Here is a 14,410-nt window from a genome sequence, read left to right as displayed (position 1 = left end):
GTGTTGGTTAAAACCAGAGTGAGGATGCCTGAATCCTCACTCTGTCTGGCGTCACTGACGAGTGAGTTTTGCCAATGCATCTTCGGCTAATTGCCGGGTCAGTTCAGCGCTGCCGATGTCTTTGCCGAGAGTGAATGCCTGACCGGCCCAGAGGTTGGCAAACTCTGCCTCGTTGATTGCTCGCAATGGCATCAGTGCCCCACCGGCCAAGGGAAACGCCGGTGCTTTCGGCGACATCGGCCCCAGCTCACGCATGACGCGGTTGAGAATGCCCCGCGCCGGCCGCCCGGTAAAAATATTGGTGACCGCCGTTTCGCTCTCTTTGGCGGTGCGCAGCGCTTTTTGGTGAGCGGCGCTGACTTTGGCTTCCGGCGTGAACAGGTAGGCGGTGCCGACCTGTACCGCTGATGCGCCCAATACGAATGCTGCCGCGACGCCGCGAGCATCGGCAATCGCCCCGGCGGCAATCACTGGTACGTTCACCGCATCGACCACTTGAGGCGCCAAGGCAAACGTGCCGACCTGACTGCTCAGGTCATCACTGAGAAACATGCCGCGATGGCCGCCGGCCTCATAGCCCATGGCGATAATCGCATCGCAGCCGTTCTGCTCCAGCCAGATCGCTTCTTCGACCGTGGTGGCCGAGGAAAGAATTTTCGCCCCGGTTGCCTTGACCCGATCCAACAGGGATTTCTCCGGCAGACCGAAGTGGAAGCTCACGACTTCAGGTCGAAACTCCTCCAGCACTTCGCAGGCCGCCGCATCGAACGGTGCTCGGTTGGACACCGGTGTCGGGGCAGTGAAATCCACGCCCAGTTCGCGGTAATACGGTTCCAGCAAATGCTTCCAGTCATGGGCACGTTGCTCATCGGCTGCCGGTGGCTGGTGGCAGAAGAAGTTCACGTTGAAGGGGTTTTTGGTGTGTTGGCGAATGGTTTTCAGCTCTTCGCGCAATTGCTCGATGCTCAGCATGGCTGCCGGCATCGATCCCAATCCACCGGCGTTGCATACGGCGATGACCATGGACGAATTCGTCGCACCGGCCATCGGGCCCTGGATGATCGGTAATTCAATGCCGAGCAGGTCAAGTAGGCGAGTGTCTGGCCATTGGCTCATGAGGGTGGCTCTCCAAACGGTGTAGCGGGCAGGGGGCGAAACCGGTTTTTAGCAGCAAAACCGGATTCGGGGCCAGTTCGAAATTCAGAACAACCCGTGCAGTTTTTCAGCGTCGATGAAATCCGCCGTTCTTTCGGCTTCCATAAAGAGCGATGAAAATTGGCGGTTCGCCGGTGGTCGCGGCAATGGCGGCCTCTTTAGCAATTTCGGCGAAACCACGACCGTCGAAAAAGCATAGCCGCCCACCTTGGAAATAACCGGCGGATTCGCCGATTGGCGCAAAGTCGAATGTGGCAGGGTGTTGCGATGTGGTATTTCAAGGCACGACATTCTGAAAACAGTCATGCGAGGCAGTCATGTTCAACGCCATTGTGATCGACAAAGACGACAGCGGTTATCGCGCCAACCTGCAGCAGGTCAACGAAGAGCAATTGCCCGAGGGCGACGTTACCGTGGCCGTCGCGTACAGCACGCTGAACTTCAAGGACGGTCTGGCGATTACCGGCAGCAGTCCGGTGGTGCGCAAGTTTCCGATGGTGCCGGGGATCGACCTGGCGGGCAGCGTAGAAGCCAGTTCGCACCCCGACTATAAAGTGGGGGATCAGGTGCTGCTCAATGGCTGGGGTGTCGGCGAAAATCACTGGGGTGGTCTGGCGCAGAAGGCGCGGCTCAATGGCGACTGGCTGATTCCTTTGCCCAAAGCCTTTACCGCGGCGCAAGCCATGGCCATCGGTACGGCTGGGTACACGGCGATGCTGTGCATTCTGGCGCTCGAGCGCAATGGTGTGACGCCGGATCAGGGCGAAGTGCTGGTGACGGGCGCCAATGGCGGCGTCGGCAGTTTTGCCATCGCCCTGCTGAGCAAGCTCGGCTATCGCGTCGTCGCGTCCACCGGCCGTGTCTCCGAGCATGAGTATCTGAAGCAGTTGGGCGCCGGTGAAATCATCGACCGCGCAACGTTGTCAGCGCCAGGCAAACCGTTGGCTAAAGAGCGCTGGGCGGCAGTGATCGATTCGGTCGGTAGTCATACGTTGGCCAATGCCTGCGCCAGCACCCGCTCCGAAGGCACCGTTGCCGCTTGTGGTCTGGCGCAAGGCATGGACTTCCCGGCTTCGGTGGCGCCGTTCATTTTGCGCGGCGTGACCCTCGCCGGTATCAACAGCGTGACCCAGCCCAAGGCGCGCCGCCTGGAAGCGTGGGGTCGTCTGGCCAAGGATCTGGATTTTTCCTTGCTGGCCTTGATCAGCCATGAAATCGGCCTGAGTGAAGCCATCGAGGCGGCGCCAGAATTACTCGCCGGGCAACTTCGCGGACGGGTTGTGGTGGACGTCAATCGTTAAGCCTGCGTCTCGCGCTCGAGCAACTGACGCTTGCGCTCGACACCCCAGCGGTAGCCCGAGAGATTGCCATCGCTACGCACCACGCGGTGGCACGGGATGGCCACCGCCAAACGGTTGGCCCCGCAAGCCTGCGCTACCGCGCGCATGGAAGTCGGTGCACCGATACGTTGGGCAATCTCGGCGTAACTGGCCGTATGCCCCGCCGGGATTTCCCGCAGCGCTTGCCACACGCGCTCCTGAAACGCAGTGCCGCGAACGTCCAGCGGCAGATCCAGGCCAAGCGCCGGGGCTTCGATAAAACCCACGACCTTGGCGATCAGTTGTTCGAACCCGGCATCGGCGCCGATCAGGTTGGCTTTACGAAACTGATCCTGCAGATCGCACACCAGTTGATGCGGATCGTCACCCAACAGAATCGCGCACACGCCACGCTCGCTTTGCGCCACCAGAATCGCCCCGAGTGAGCACTGGCCGACGGCGAAACGAATGTCGTTGTTCTTTCCCGCAGCGCGATAGTCGCCGGGTTTCATCCCAAGCAAGTGATCCGCTGATTCATAGAAACGGCTGTTGGAGTTGAAGCCTGCGTCGTACAGCGCATCCGTCACCGAGCCGCCATCTGCCAGGCGCTCACGGACTTTGCGCGAGCGATGGGCCGACGCGTAACCCTTGGGTGTCAACCCGGTCGCGGCTTTGAACACGCGATGGAAGTGAAACGGACTGAGGCCGGCGGTTGCGGCCAGTTCGTTGAGCGCCGGCAATGTTTCGGCGGATTCGATATGTCGGCAGGCAATCGCGACAGTCGCGGCATGCTGCGCAGCCACATCACTCTGATCTTTGCTGGCACGCTTGCTCGGCCGATAGCCGGCGGCTTCGGCCTGTTCAGCGGTATCGAAAAACACCACGTTCTGCGGTTTCGGCAAGCGGGAGAGGCTGCTCGGGCGGCAGTAGATGCCGGTGGTTTTCACCGCGTAGACAAATTGCCCGTCCGCCTGTGGATCTCGCGCTATCACGGCGGCCCAGCGTGGATCGTTTTCGGTCTTGATGGGGGGCGAAAGCGTTTTCATGATGGTTAGTCCGTTGACCTGTTTGATTCAGGTTAACCAGCGTCGCAGGGCGCAGCACTCCGAGCCTTGCGGTCAAACTTTTGCAGGTTATCCGGCCACGCGAAAGGTCAGATTGATCCGCTGTTCACCCAGGCGTGGATGCCGCCCCTGCTTGATCGGCAACACACGGTGATAACGCAAGCGATCAACGCCACCCCAGACCACCATGTCGCCATGCAGCAAGGCAATGCGCTGGCTCTTGTCGCTGCGACTGAAACCGCCAAAAAGGAACATGGCCGGTAACCCGAGTGACAACGAAACGATGGGTGCGCTGTAGGCTTTTTCGTCTTTGTCCTGGTGCAATGACATCTTGGCGCCTGGGACATAGCGATTGATCAGGCAGGAATCGGCGTTGAAGTCAGCGAATCCGGCTTGCGCCGCTGCCGACTGCGCCAGCGTCGAGAATACTTCCGGCATCGCTGGCCATGGCAAATCACTGAGCGGGTCGACGCTTGAATAACGATAACCGCGGCGATCGGTGATCCAGCCCAAAGGCCCGCAACTGCTGGTGCCCACTGACATGCTGAAGCCGCCCGGCGTGACCATGTGGCGCAACGGCGCTGCGACAAGAATTGCATCCAGCGCCGGCATGATCTGCTCGATCAATGGCAGGGCGAACCCATGCAGCACCCACGATTGCTCGCCAATCTGCTCGGCGCGAGGGCGTTGTTCGGGGTCATGATCGGCGAACAGATCGAAAGTGTTCGGTTGCATGGTGGTCAGGTGGCGTCGTCAAAGATGATGCCTAGGGTATGCCTTTTTCCACTGTGCAGGCGACTGACGCCGTGACGCAGGGTCACTCCTTGACTCATGGTCGAAGCAGTCAGTCTGGATCAGTCCTCGCGACAGAACACTCCGCCGCGTGCGGTCGAATTCGCTGCCGCGTCTTACAGTGCTTTGCTGACTGCGATTTCGCTGATCACGTCTTTCTGGTCGTGAAGCTTGTCCAGTTCAGCCTTGGCTTCTTCTTCAGTGCCGTTTACCAACTGCGCGAACTCGAAGCGGCGTTCACCGTTGAGTTTGTACTTGATGACGTATTTGGTCGTTTGGGCCACGGTCATGCATTCCTTTCTGGTTGAGCGACGTCTCTCAGCTGAGTTTGGTGCTGGAGCGACGGATGATCTTGATCGAGTGGGTCAGCGTCGGCTTGCGGGTCACGCTGATCGCACGGCGGTTGACGGTATCGATGGTGATGTTCCAGAAACCGGTGCTCGGCGCGGTGATACGGGCCGGGAAGGTGTCGAAGGCGCCGCCGTGATAGGTGTGACGGCCGCCATTCTTGAAGCTGCGGAAATTGGCGTCGTTCATCAGACGGATGTTGCACATTTGCGAGCATTGGATGACGACGATGTCGTCTTCATTGAGGTGTTCGCGCTGGTGAATGAATTTCATGGGCGCCTCCAGAAGGGCTTTTTCTACAAAATCAAAACGATAGCTTGTAATTGCGCGCAGTTTATCAGCCCGCACGGGTTATTATCTGGCCGTCGGGCGTTGGTTTGACAATTTTGAACAGATATTCGCAATCGGATGCGGGTTAAATGCAGAAGGCCCCGGAGAAAAACGGCATTTGTGCTGTCGGACGGTCTTTAACGGAGGTTTTGTATGAAGTGGGGTGTGGTGTGTCTGCCGTTGGTTTTGGCTGTGGGTGGTTGTGCGAGTGTTTCCGAAATCAATGAAACGCTGCCGACCATGAGCGTGATCTCCGGCAAGAAACCCCATGAATATGCCCAGTGTCTGGCCGAGAAACTGGCAGATAGCCGTGGCGCGCTGCAGGTGCAGCCGCACAAGGACGGAGTTCGGATCATCGTGCCGGGGAAACTTTCCACCGGCGCGGCAGCGGTGTTTGATATCGAGGATCGCTCCGGCGGTAGCAGCATCAAATTGCATGAACGCATGTCGAATGTGCCGGTTCGCCCGCGTGACGTGCAAAAGGCCGCCAATGCGTGTATTTCCGGCTGATAGACTGAAAGTCATCAGCACCGATGCCGTCGCAGTCATGCTGTGACGGCATTTTCATTTCTGGAGTCGCGATGAAGCGAGAGCAAGTACGGGAGCGCCACGTAGAGGGCCTGATCTCTGCCACCCATGTCATCCAGAACCCGGCGAATCCGGGGGAGTGGATCGTGTTTTTCAAGAAAAGCGCCGGACGCAGTTACTTTCTGGTGGACGATAACGACGAAGTCGAATCCTTCAACCGTCTCGACGATCTGATCGAAGTCGTGCGCGGACTCGGGATCAAATTCGCCGAAATTCATATGTAAGGTCTATTTGCAGACCACGACAACGCTGCGGTTTTTGTAATTGCCGACATCGACGCCCAGGGTTTTGTCGCTTTCCTTGGGCTGGGGCGTGCCGTCAGTGCCAACGATGCGATAACCGGTGCCCGCGCAGGACGCATCGGCTTTTTCATAGCAGGTCGCCCAGGAATTGGCTTCGCCGGAGCAATCGATCGACAGCCCCTGTTCGCCGTTGTTCAGGTACGTGGGTTGAGAGGTGGCACAGCCGGCCAGTGCCAATACCGCAATCAGTGGCAGGAATTTTTTCAGGGTCATGTTCGTGGTCTTCAGCGAGAGGGACTTGACGCTCTGACAGCGCCGGTGTGAAAAGGTTATAGCGTTTGGCCACTTGTTTGCACGTGGGTACAAAAAAGCCCTGCTCAAGGGCAGGGCTGGGGCATATCGCAGCAGATCAGTCCTGATCTTTGCCACGGCGCTTGGCCGATGCCGGAGTGTCCGTGAATACGGAAGCAACATCGGTCGCCATTTGCTCGCTGTCGAAAGGCCCGGCGATGTGCTCGCCATTGGTGGTGGTCAGCGTCCACTTGCCGTCTTTCTTGTCGATTACATACCCATTGATGATTTTTACCGCGGCCATCTATCTGTCTCGTTCGCTGGTTCAAAGTCGCCATGATACCGGCAAATGCTCGCATTGGGGGGCGATGAGCGTATGGTGATTCAGTTTGCTGGCAGCTTTGAGCTACGCTGATCTGGCTGCGCCCGGATGTCGATGGAACTATCGGCGAGAATATTTCTCTATGTTGGCATCGGTTAGCCAGTGCGGGGCATTGTAAGGTGCACGCCGCCTGATTAGACTGCGCCGAAACTCGTACACACAGCCCTTTCAAGGACTTATATGATCAAGAAATGCTTGTTCCCAGCAGCCGGTTACGGTACTCGCTTCCTGCCAGCGACTAAAGCCATGCCTAAAGAAATGCTGCCGGTGGTAAACAAGCCACTGATCCAGTACGGCGTTGAAGAAGCTCTGGACGCTGGCCTGACGGAAATCTCCATCGTGACCGGTCGTGGCAAGCGTGCTCTGGAAGACCACTTCGACATCAGCTACGAGCTGGAAAACCAGATCAAAGGCACCGACAAAGAAAAATACCTGGTCGGCATCCGCAAACTGCTCGACGAGTGCTCGTTCTCCTACACCCGTCAGACCGAAATGAAAGGTCTGGGCCACGCGATCCTCACCGGTCGCCCGCTGATCGGTGACGAACCGTTCGCCGTGGTACTGGCGGACGACCTGTGCGTCAACCTCGAAGGCGACGGCGTACTGACCCAGATGGTCAAGCTGTACAAGCAGTTCCGCTGCTCGATCATCGCCATCCAGGAAGTCGATCCGCAGGAAACCAGCAAGTACGGCGTGATTGCCGGCGAGATGATCCGCGACGACATCTACCGCGTGCACAGCATGGTCGAGAAGCCAAAGCCGGAAGACGCACCGTCGAACCTGGCCATCATCGGCCGTTACATCCTGACCCCGGACATCTTCGACCTGATCGAGCAAACCGAGCCAGGCAAGGGCGGCGAAATCCAGATCACCGACGCCCTGATGAAACAAGCCCAGAACGGCTGCGTGATGGCCTACAAGTTCAAAGGCAAGCGTTTCGACTGCGGTGGCGCTGAAGGCTACATCGAAGCGACCAACTTCTGCTTCGAGAACTTCTACAAGACTGGCAAGGCTTACTAAGAGCGCTTGATTGGTTTGCAAGAAAAACCCGCTTCGGCGGGTTTTTTCATTTTACGCCCCCATATGACTGGCAGTGCTTGCCCAATGGGTGTCTGCAGGTATGCTGATCCCCTGCCGAGGAGATAGAAATGGCCTACGATTTTGACCTTTATGTAATTGGTGCCGGTTCCGGCGGTGTGCGCGCTGCGCGTTTTGCGGCCGGTTTCGGTGCGAAAGTGGCGGTGGCGGAGAGCCGTTATCTGGGCGGGACCTGTGTCAACGTTGGCTGCGTGCCGAAAAAATTGCTGGTGTACGGCGCGCATTTCGCCGAAGACTTTGAGCAGGCGTCCGGTTTCGGCTGGAGCCTGGGTGAGGCGAATTTCGATTGGGCGACGCTGATCGCCAACAAGGATCGCGAGATCAATCGCCTCAACGGCATTTACCGCAATCTGCTGGTCAACAGCGGCGTGACCTTGCATGAGGCGCACGCGAAGATCGTTGGCCCCCACGAGGTTGAGGTGAATGGCGAGCGCTTTACTGCGAAAAATATTCTGATCGCCACCGGTGGCTGGCCGCAGATTCCGGAAATTCCGGGGCGCGAGCACGCGATCGGTTCCAATGAGGCGTTCTTCCTCAAAGAGCTGCCAAAGCGTGTGCTGGTGGTGGGCGGCGGTTACATCGCGGTCGAGTTTGCCGGGATTTTCCACGGCCTCGGTGCGAACACCACGCTGCTGTATCGCGGTGATCTATTCCTGCGCGGTTTCGATGGTTCGGTGCGCAAGCATTTGCAGGAAGAACTGACCAAGCGTGGTCTGGATCTGCAATTCAACGCCGACATCGCGCGTATCGACAGGCAGGCTGACGGCAGTTTGAAAGCCACGCTTAAAGATGGTCGTGAGCTGGAGGCGGATTGCATTTTCTACGCCACTGGCCGGCGCCCGATGCTCGACAATCTGGGCCTGGAAAACACCGATGTGCAGCTCACCGACAAAGGCTTTATCAAAGTCGACGAGCAGTACCAGACTAGCGAGCCGTCAATTCTGGCGCTTGGCGATGTCATTGGTCGTGTGCAGCTGACGCCCGTGGCGTTGGCCGAAGGCATGGCCGTGGCGCGGCGTCTGTTCAAGCCTGAGCAGTACCGTCCGGTGGATTACAAGATGATCCCGACGGCGGTGTTCAGCCTGCCGAACATTGGCACGGTCGGTTTGACCGAGGAAGAAGCGCGCGAGGCGGGTCATGATGTGGTGATCTTCGAAAGCCGTTTCCGGCCGATGAAACTGACCCTGACCGAGTGTCAGGAAAAAACCCTGATGAAGCTGGTAGTCGACGGCAAGACCGACAAAGTCCTCGGCTGCCACATGGTTGGCCCGGACGCCGGCGAGATCGTTCAGGGTCTGGCGATTGCGTTGAAGGCTGGCGCGACCAAGCGTGACTTCGACGACACGATCGGGGTACACCCGACGGCCGCCGAAGAGTTCGTCACCATGCGTACGCCGGTCGGCGCTTAAGCGTCTTTCGGCTTGGCTGAGTCTGGCGCTGCCGCAACGGCAGCCGCCAGACGCTGGCTTTCTTCCAGACTTGCTTGAGCCTTGTTCAATTCCTTTTCCAGTGACTGGTTGAGCAGCGTCTGCTCCTCGACGCTCTGTTTGAGTGTCTGGCTTTCCAGTGTGGCTACGCGCAAGCGTTCCTGGAGGAGGGTGCGCTCGCTGTCGGCGCGGGTCGCTTGTTCGAGCAGTTGATCCTGACGCTGATTGCTCTGCTTGAGCTGGTCCTGCATCAGGCTCAGTTCGCGCTGCGTGCCACGGTTCTCCGTGAGCAGGCGTTCGTTGTCGCGGTGCAGTTGCGTGATCTCGTCCTGACGGACCAGTGCGCTTTGCTGCGCCTGACGCAGTTCGGCCTGAATCTGCTGCACTTGCGCTTCGTGACGGCTCTGTTCCTGTTCGCGCTGCTCTTTGCTGGCGTTGCGGTAGTGCTCCAGCGCGTCACGGGCGTGCAGGTGTTTTTCTTCCAGCGAGCGGATCTGCTCGTCCTTGTCCTGCAGGCGCAATTCAAAGTCGGCCAATGCCTGATTCAGACCGGCGTTGCGGGTTTGCTCGGTTTGCAGCATCGATCGGGTGTTGTTCAGGGCTTCGGACTCGCGCTCCAGCGCTGCGCCTTGAATGTCGTGCTCCTGTTCGAGCTTTTCCAGCGCCTGGCGAGTTTGTTTCAGTTCCGACTCCAGTGCTTCGCGCTGCTCCTCGAACTGCTCGCGGGCCTGCTCGATAGGCTCTTGCGCCTGTTCTTTGAGGCGCTGAGCGAGGCGCGAGACGAGGGCGGTCAACTCGTCATCGATAGGCTCTGCCGAGGCTTCAATGGGCTGCGCGCCGTCATCCAGTTCTTTCAGATAACGATGGATCGTGGTTTTCGAGCCGGTGTTGCCCATTTCAATGCGTACTGCATCGATGCTCGGGTGTTCGCCACGAGCGAGGATCGCTGTGCGCGCGATCTGCACCAAGGCTTTGGTAATGCCGCCACGGGCCATGTGAACTCCTACGGTTACGTACTGTGGTACATGCCACTAAAGTACGCAGTGTACCATTCAGAAAATAAAGGTAAACCTTTGATAATAAAGACACGGGATATACTGGTATTACCCAGTGTCAGGCGGCAAAATGCGCTTTCGCAATTCCACATCAGTACGCCAGCGAGAAAACAGCCCATGAGCGATCTGGATCGCTATCTGCAAGCCGCCACCCGTGACAACACTCGCCGCAGCTATCGCGCGGCCATCGAGCATTTCGAAGTGAAGTGGGGCGGGTTCTTGCCGGCGACGGCCGACAGCGTCGCGCGGTATCTGGTGGCGCACGCCGAGGAGCTGTCGATCAATACGTTGAAACTGCGTCTGTCGGCGCTGGCGCAATGGCACAACAGCCAAGGGTTTGCTGATCCGACCAAGGCGCCAGTGGTGCGCAAGGTCTTCAAAGGGATTCGCGCGTTGCACCCGGCGCAGGAGAAACAGGCCGAACCGTTACAGTTGCAGGATCTACAGCGAGTGATTGACTGGCTTGAACATGAAGTACAAACCGCTAGAGAGCAGCAGGACCGGCCACTACTCCTCAAGGCTTACCGCGATCGTGCCTTGGTTCTGCTGGGATTCTGGCGCGGCTTCCGCAGCGATGAGTTGTGTCGCTTGCAGATCGAGCACGTGCAGGCGCACGCCGGCAAAGGCATCACCTTGTATCTGCCACGCAGCAAGGGAGATCGAGAAAACCTAGGGCAGACTTATCAAGCCCCGGCGCTACTCAAGCTCTGCCCGGTGCAGGCCTATATCGACTGGATCACCGAAGCGGCACTGGTGCGTGGCCCGGTTTTTCGCAGTATCGACCGCTGGGGCAATCTGAACGAGGAGGGGCTGCATGCCAACAGCATCATTCCTCTACTGCGTCAGGCATTGCAGCGCGCCGGCATTGCCGCCGAAAACTACACCAGCCATTCATTGCGTCGAGGCTTCGCAACCTGGGCCCATCAAAGCGGCTGGGATCTAAAATCCCTGATGAGTTACGTCGGCTGGAAGGATATGAAGTCCGCCATGCGCTATGTTGAAGCCAGCCCATTCCAAGGGATGGCTCGGATTACGGATAAACCGGCTACGTCGTAGAGATCGTTTTCTTCTATTAATACAGTCAGCTAATAGCGAAAACAAATCAGCAGCATCAGGTTTGCCAATGAGCCATCCGTCGAGTGAGTGGGTAGGATTCACCCATCAACTTCATAACCCCTGACGGAGAGTCATCAATGCCTATCATCAACAGCCAAGTAAAACCGTTCAAAGCTACCGCGTTCAAAAACGGCGACTTCGTTCAAGTCTCGGACGCTGACCTGAAAGGCAAGTGGTCGGTCGTGTTCTTCTACCCAGCCGACTTCACCTTCGTTTGCCCAACCGAGCTGGAAGACCTGGCTGACAACTACGCTGCCTTCCAGAAACTCGGCGTAGAGATCTACAGCGTTTCCACCGACACCCACTTTGCTCACGCTGCCTGGCACAACACTTCGCCAGCCATCGGCAAAATCGAATACACCATGATCGGCGACCCGACCCACGCCATCTCCCGCAACTTCGACGTGCTGATCGAAGAAGTTGGCCTGGCTGACCGTGGCACCTTCGTGATCAACCCTGAAGGTCAGATCAAAATCGTTGAACTGAACGATGGCGGCGTTGGCCGTGACGCTTCCGAGCTGCTGCGCAAGATCAAGGCTGCTCAGTACGTCGCTGCTCACCCAGGCGAAGTTTGCCCAGCCAAGTGGAAAGAAGGCGAGGCCACTCTGGCGCCGTCCCTGGACCTGGTCGGCAAGATCTAAGTCTGTGACACGCAACTCGGGGCGGATCTCCGCACCTGCTTAAGTTAGCTGCACCGCCCCATAAAAATGCCCGGGCGAGATTCGCTCGGGCTTTTTTTCGCCTCAAATAAAGGAAATCGCCCGTATGTTGGACGCCAATCTTAAAGCCCAGTTGAAATCGTACCTGGAACGGGTCACCCAGCCGATCGAGATCGTTGCATCCCTCGACGACGGTGCGAAATCCCGTGAAATGCTGGAACTGCTGAAAGACGTTGCCAGTCTTTCGAGCCAAATTACTTTGATCGACAGCGGTGACGATGCGCGCAAGCCATCGTTCTCGATCAATCGCCCGGGCGCTGACATCAGTCTGCGTTTCGCCGGCATCCCGATGGGCCACGAGTTCACTTCGCTGGTGCTGGCCTTGCTGCAAGTCGGCGGCCACCCATCGAAAGCCAGTGTTGAAGTGATCGAGCAGATTCGCTCGCTCAAAGGCCAGTTCAGCTTCGAGACTTACTTCTCGCTGTCCTGCCAGAACTGCCCGGACGTGGTCCAGGCGCTGAACCTGATGGCCGTGCTCAACCCGAACATTCGCCACGTCGCCATCGACGGCGCGTTGTTCCAGGACGAAGTCAACGATCGCAAGATCATGGCCGTGCCGAGCATCTATTTGAACGGTGAGAACTTCGGTCAGGGCCGCATGGGCCTGGAAGAGATTCTCGCCAAACTCGACACCGGCGCCATCGAGCGCCAGGCCGAGAAGATCAGCGCTAAAGAAGCATTCGACGTGTTGGTTGTCGGCGGTGGCCCGGCCGGTGCTTCGGCAGCAATCTACGCTGCACGTAAAGGCATCCGCACCGGCGTTGCGGCTGAACGCTTCGGCGGTCAGGTGCTCGACACCATGGCCATCGAGAACTTTATTTCCGTACAGGAAACCGAGGGGCCGAAACTGGCCACGGCGCTGGAAGAACACGTCAAGCAATACGACGTCGACATCATGAACCTGCAACGCGCCGACAAGCTGATCCCGGGCAAGAACGGCGAGTTGCACGAAGTTCACTTCGCCAGCGGCGCCACCCTCAAAGCCAAGAGCGTGATCCTGGCGACGGGTGCGCGGTGGCGTGAAATGAACGTGCCGGGCGAGCAGGAATACCGCAACAAAGGCGTGGCGTACTGCCCGCACTGCGACGGTCCGCTGTTCAAAGGCAAGCGTGTGGCGGTGATCGGCGGCGGTAACTCCGGCGTTGAAGCGGCCATCGACCTGGCGGGTATTGTGTCGCACGTAACGCTGCTGGAGTTCGACGTACAACTGCGTGCTGACGCCGTATTGCAACGCAAGCTGCACAGCCTGCCGAACGTTACCGTGATCACCAGTGCGCAAACCACTGAAGTCACCGGTAATGGCGAAAAGGTCAACGGCCTGCGTTACAAGGATCGCAATACTGACGAGCTGCGCACTGTCGAGCTGGAAGGGATCTTCGTGCAGATCGGGTTGCTGCCGAACACCGACTGGCTGAAGGGCACCATTGAACTGTCGCCGCGTGGCGAGATCATTGTCGATAACCGTGGTGAGACTTCGATCCCGGGGATCTTCGCTGCCGGTGATGTGACGACTGTGCCGTACAAGCAGATCGTGATTGCGGTGGGCGAGGGCGCCAAGGCTTCGCTGAGCGCTTTTGATCACTTGATCCGCACTTCGGCTCCGGCATAACTGTCAGGCCAGAAATGAAAAAACCCGTGAGCGATCACGGGTTTTTTATTGCGCGCGAAAAGCTGCCCCTCACCCCAGCCCTCTCCCGAAGGAGAGGGAGCCGACCGAGGTGTCTGGCGCTGTCCATCGACCTGAACGATCTAGTCGATTATGGATTCAATGCCAATCGTTCAAGTCGGCGTAATTCTCCAATATTCCCCAATCAGTCCCCTCTCCCTCTGGGAGAGGGTTAGGGTGAGGGGCTTTTGCTTTTACAGCGGCGCAGGCTGAATAATCTCGACCCAGTAACCATCCGGATCCTTGATGAACGCCAGGCTTTTCATGCGGCCATCGGTCAGGCGCTTCTGGAAGTCGCAGCCCAGCTCTTCAAAGCGTGCACATGCCGCGACAATATCCGGCACCGAAATGCAGATATGGCCAAAACCACGCGGATCGGTATTGCCGTTGTGATAGGCGAAATCGGCGTCGTTCTCGGTGCCGTGGTTGTGAGTCAGTTCCAGAATGCCAGGAATCGACTTCATCCACTCGGTGCGCGCAGCGGCGTCAGCCGGGATCTGTGCCTTGTCGACCAGCGCGAGGAAATACAGGCTGAATTCCGCTTCCGGGAAATCACGCTTCTCAACCAGCGAGAAACCCAACACGCGGGTGTAGAAGTCCAGAGATTTGCTGATGTCTTTCACACGCAACATGGTGTGGTTGAAAACGAAGTTTCGGGTTGCGCTGTCTGGCGTAGCGGTAACGCCGGGGAAAGTGTTGAGTTCGTGCAGGCTCATGGGCCCTCCAATAACTATGGGCGAGTGAATGGGCGCAATGATACGCATGCCTGCCGGCATCGCCAAATGAAAGGGCAGACTTGCCCTGCGTGCGGGCGAGCC

The 14,410-nt window shown here is 58.2% G+C and carries 18 protein-coding genes and 1 pseudogene; 8 read left to right on the top strand and 11 right to left on the bottom strand.

Translation table 11 applies throughout. The features are described 5' to 3' along the window. Window positions 1-51: 51 nt before the first annotated feature. Together M5G26_RS07310 and M5G26_RS07305 are read right to left on the bottom strand one after the other, a co-directional pair. Window positions 52-1,116 (bottom strand): NAD(P)H-dependent flavin oxidoreductase, encoded by a 1,065-nt coding sequence (locus M5G26_RS07310; RefSeq protein ID WP_273914864.1) that lies wholly within the window; start codon window positions 1,114-1,116, stop codon window positions 52-54. An 84-nt stretch (window positions 1,117-1,200) separates the two neighbouring features. Further along, complete coding sequence (locus M5G26_RS07305; RefSeq protein WP_273914863.1) at window positions 1,201-1,461, bottom strand: hypothetical protein; 261 nt, start codon at window positions 1,459-1,461, stop codon at window positions 1,201-1,203. 11 nt (window positions 1,462-1,472) lie between these two features. On the opposite strand from M5G26_RS07305, the gene acuI reads away from it, so the two are divergent. Then, complete coding sequence (acuI, locus tag M5G26_RS07300; protein WP_273914861.1) at window positions 1,473-2,456, top strand: acrylyl-CoA reductase (NADPH); 984 nt, start codon at window positions 1,473-1,475, stop codon at window positions 2,454-2,456. Here acuI and ada read toward each other — a convergent pair. The 5 genes and pseudogenes from ada to M5G26_RS07275 all read right to left on the bottom strand — a co-directional run bounded on the left by ada (window position 2,453) and on the right by M5G26_RS07275 (window position 4,951). Next, window positions 2,453-3,520 (bottom strand): bifunctional DNA-binding transcriptional regulator/O6-methylguanine-DNA methyltransferase Ada, encoded by a 1,068-nt coding sequence (ada, locus tag M5G26_RS07295; protein WP_273914860.1) that lies wholly within the window; start codon window positions 3,518-3,520, stop codon window positions 2,453-2,455. The genes acuI and ada overlap by 4 nt on opposite strands. An 87-nt stretch (window positions 3,521-3,607) precedes the next feature. Further along, the gene (alkB, locus tag M5G26_RS07290) at window positions 3,608-4,273 is read right to left on the bottom strand and encodes a DNA oxidative demethylase AlkB (protein ID WP_273914859.1); all 666 of its coding nucleotides are present in this window, start codon (window positions 4,271-4,273) and stop codon (window positions 3,608-3,610) included. A gap of 5 nt (window positions 4,274-4,278) precedes the next feature. After that, window positions 4,279-4,359, bottom strand: a pseudogene (locus M5G26_RS07285) (2OG-Fe(II) oxygenase); the annotation flags it as partial. A gap of 87 nt (window positions 4,360-4,446) precedes the next feature. Continuing rightward, the gene (locus M5G26_RS07280) at window positions 4,447-4,620 is read right to left on the bottom strand and encodes a hypothetical protein (RefSeq protein ID WP_166674993.1); all 174 of its coding nucleotides are present in this window, start codon (window positions 4,618-4,620) and stop codon (window positions 4,447-4,449) included. Window positions 4,621-4,648: 28 nt separating this feature from the next. Then, window positions 4,649-4,951 carry a DUF1883 domain-containing protein gene (locus M5G26_RS07275; RefSeq protein WP_007912251.1) on the bottom strand — a complete coding sequence of 101 codons (303 nt, stop codon included), beginning with the start codon at window positions 4,949-4,951 and terminating at the stop codon, window positions 4,649-4,651. A gap of 210 nt (window positions 4,952-5,161) precedes the next feature. Between M5G26_RS07275 and M5G26_RS07270 the strand changes: the two genes are divergently transcribed. Together M5G26_RS07270 and M5G26_RS07265 are read left to right on the top strand one after the other, a co-directional pair. Continuing rightward, window positions 5,162-5,518 carry a hypothetical protein gene (locus M5G26_RS07270; protein WP_273914858.1) on the top strand — a complete coding sequence of 119 codons (357 nt, stop codon included), beginning with the start codon at window positions 5,162-5,164 and terminating at the stop codon, window positions 5,516-5,518. Window positions 5,519-5,589: 71 nt separating this feature from the next. Next, window positions 5,590-5,820, top strand: coding sequence for a hypothetical protein (locus M5G26_RS07265; RefSeq protein ID WP_008082673.1), 231 nt, complete (start codon window positions 5,590-5,592; stop codon window positions 5,818-5,820). A gap of 3 nt (window positions 5,821-5,823) precedes the next feature. On the opposite strand, the gene M5G26_RS07260 is transcribed toward M5G26_RS07265, so the two are convergent. Together M5G26_RS07260 and M5G26_RS07255 are read right to left on the bottom strand one after the other, a co-directional pair. Then, the gene (locus M5G26_RS07260; RefSeq protein ID WP_064117930.1) at window positions 5,824-6,111 is read right to left on the bottom strand and encodes a hypothetical protein; all 288 of its coding nucleotides are present in this window, start codon (window positions 6,109-6,111) and stop codon (window positions 5,824-5,826) included. Window positions 6,112-6,247: 136 nt separating this feature from the next. Continuing rightward, window positions 6,248-6,433, bottom strand: a complete 186-nt coding sequence (locus M5G26_RS07255) for a hypothetical protein (protein ID WP_007912238.1) — start codon at window positions 6,431-6,433, stop codon at window positions 6,248-6,250. Between the two features lie 258 nt (window positions 6,434-6,691). On the opposite strand from M5G26_RS07255, the gene galU reads away from it, so the two are divergent. Further along, window positions 6,692-7,531: a UTP--glucose-1-phosphate uridylyltransferase GalU gene (galU, locus tag M5G26_RS07250; protein WP_007912230.1), complete on the top strand. Its 840-nt coding sequence runs from the start codon at window positions 6,692-6,694 to the stop codon at window positions 7,529-7,531. 128 nt (window positions 7,532-7,659) lie between these two features. Next, window positions 7,660-9,018 (top strand): glutathione-disulfide reductase, encoded by a 1,359-nt coding sequence (gene gorA, locus M5G26_RS07245; protein ID WP_273914857.1) that lies wholly within the window; start codon window positions 7,660-7,662, stop codon window positions 9,016-9,018. Here gorA and M5G26_RS07240 read toward each other — a convergent pair. Beyond that, window positions 9,015-10,031: a DNA-binding protein gene (locus M5G26_RS07240; protein WP_273914856.1), complete on the bottom strand. Its 1,017-nt coding sequence runs from the start codon at window positions 10,029-10,031 to the stop codon at window positions 9,015-9,017. The two genes, gorA and M5G26_RS07240, sit on opposite strands and share 4 nt — an antisense overlap. 177 nt (window positions 10,032-10,208) lie before the next feature. Between M5G26_RS07240 and M5G26_RS07235 the strand changes: the two genes are divergently transcribed. The 3 genes from M5G26_RS07235 (at window position 10,209) to ahpF (ending at window position 13,535) form a co-directional block, all read left to right on the top strand. Continuing rightward, window positions 10,209-11,147, top strand: coding sequence for a site-specific integrase (locus tag M5G26_RS07235; RefSeq protein ID WP_273914855.1), 939 nt, complete (start codon window positions 10,209-10,211; stop codon window positions 11,145-11,147). Window positions 11,148-11,284: 137 nt separating this feature from the next. Next, window positions 11,285-11,848 carry an alkyl hydroperoxide reductase subunit C gene (gene ahpC / locus M5G26_RS07230; RefSeq protein ID WP_007912224.1) on the top strand — a complete coding sequence of 188 codons (564 nt, stop codon included), beginning with the start codon at window positions 11,285-11,287 and terminating at the stop codon, window positions 11,846-11,848. Window positions 11,849-11,972: 124 nt separating this feature from the next. Continuing rightward, window positions 11,973-13,535: an alkyl hydroperoxide reductase subunit F gene (ahpF, locus tag M5G26_RS07225; RefSeq protein WP_095120931.1), complete on the top strand. Its 1,563-nt coding sequence runs from the start codon at window positions 11,973-11,975 to the stop codon at window positions 13,533-13,535. Between the two features lie 251 nt (window positions 13,536-13,786). Here ahpF and gloA read toward each other — a convergent pair whose 3' ends face one another. After that, complete coding sequence (gene gloA, locus M5G26_RS07220) at window positions 13,787-14,308, bottom strand: lactoylglutathione lyase (protein WP_038368197.1); 522 nt, start codon at window positions 14,306-14,308, stop codon at window positions 13,787-13,789. Between the last annotated feature and the right edge of the window lie 102 nt (window positions 14,309-14,410).

Origin of the sequence: Pseudomonas sp. TNT2022 ID642 (assembly GCF_028656995.1) — a bacterium.
In the GTDB taxonomy this organism is placed as follows: Bacteria; Pseudomonadota; Gammaproteobacteria; order Pseudomonadales; family Pseudomonadaceae; genus Aquipseudomonas.
This window is presented reverse-complemented; position numbering and strand designations above follow the sequence as displayed.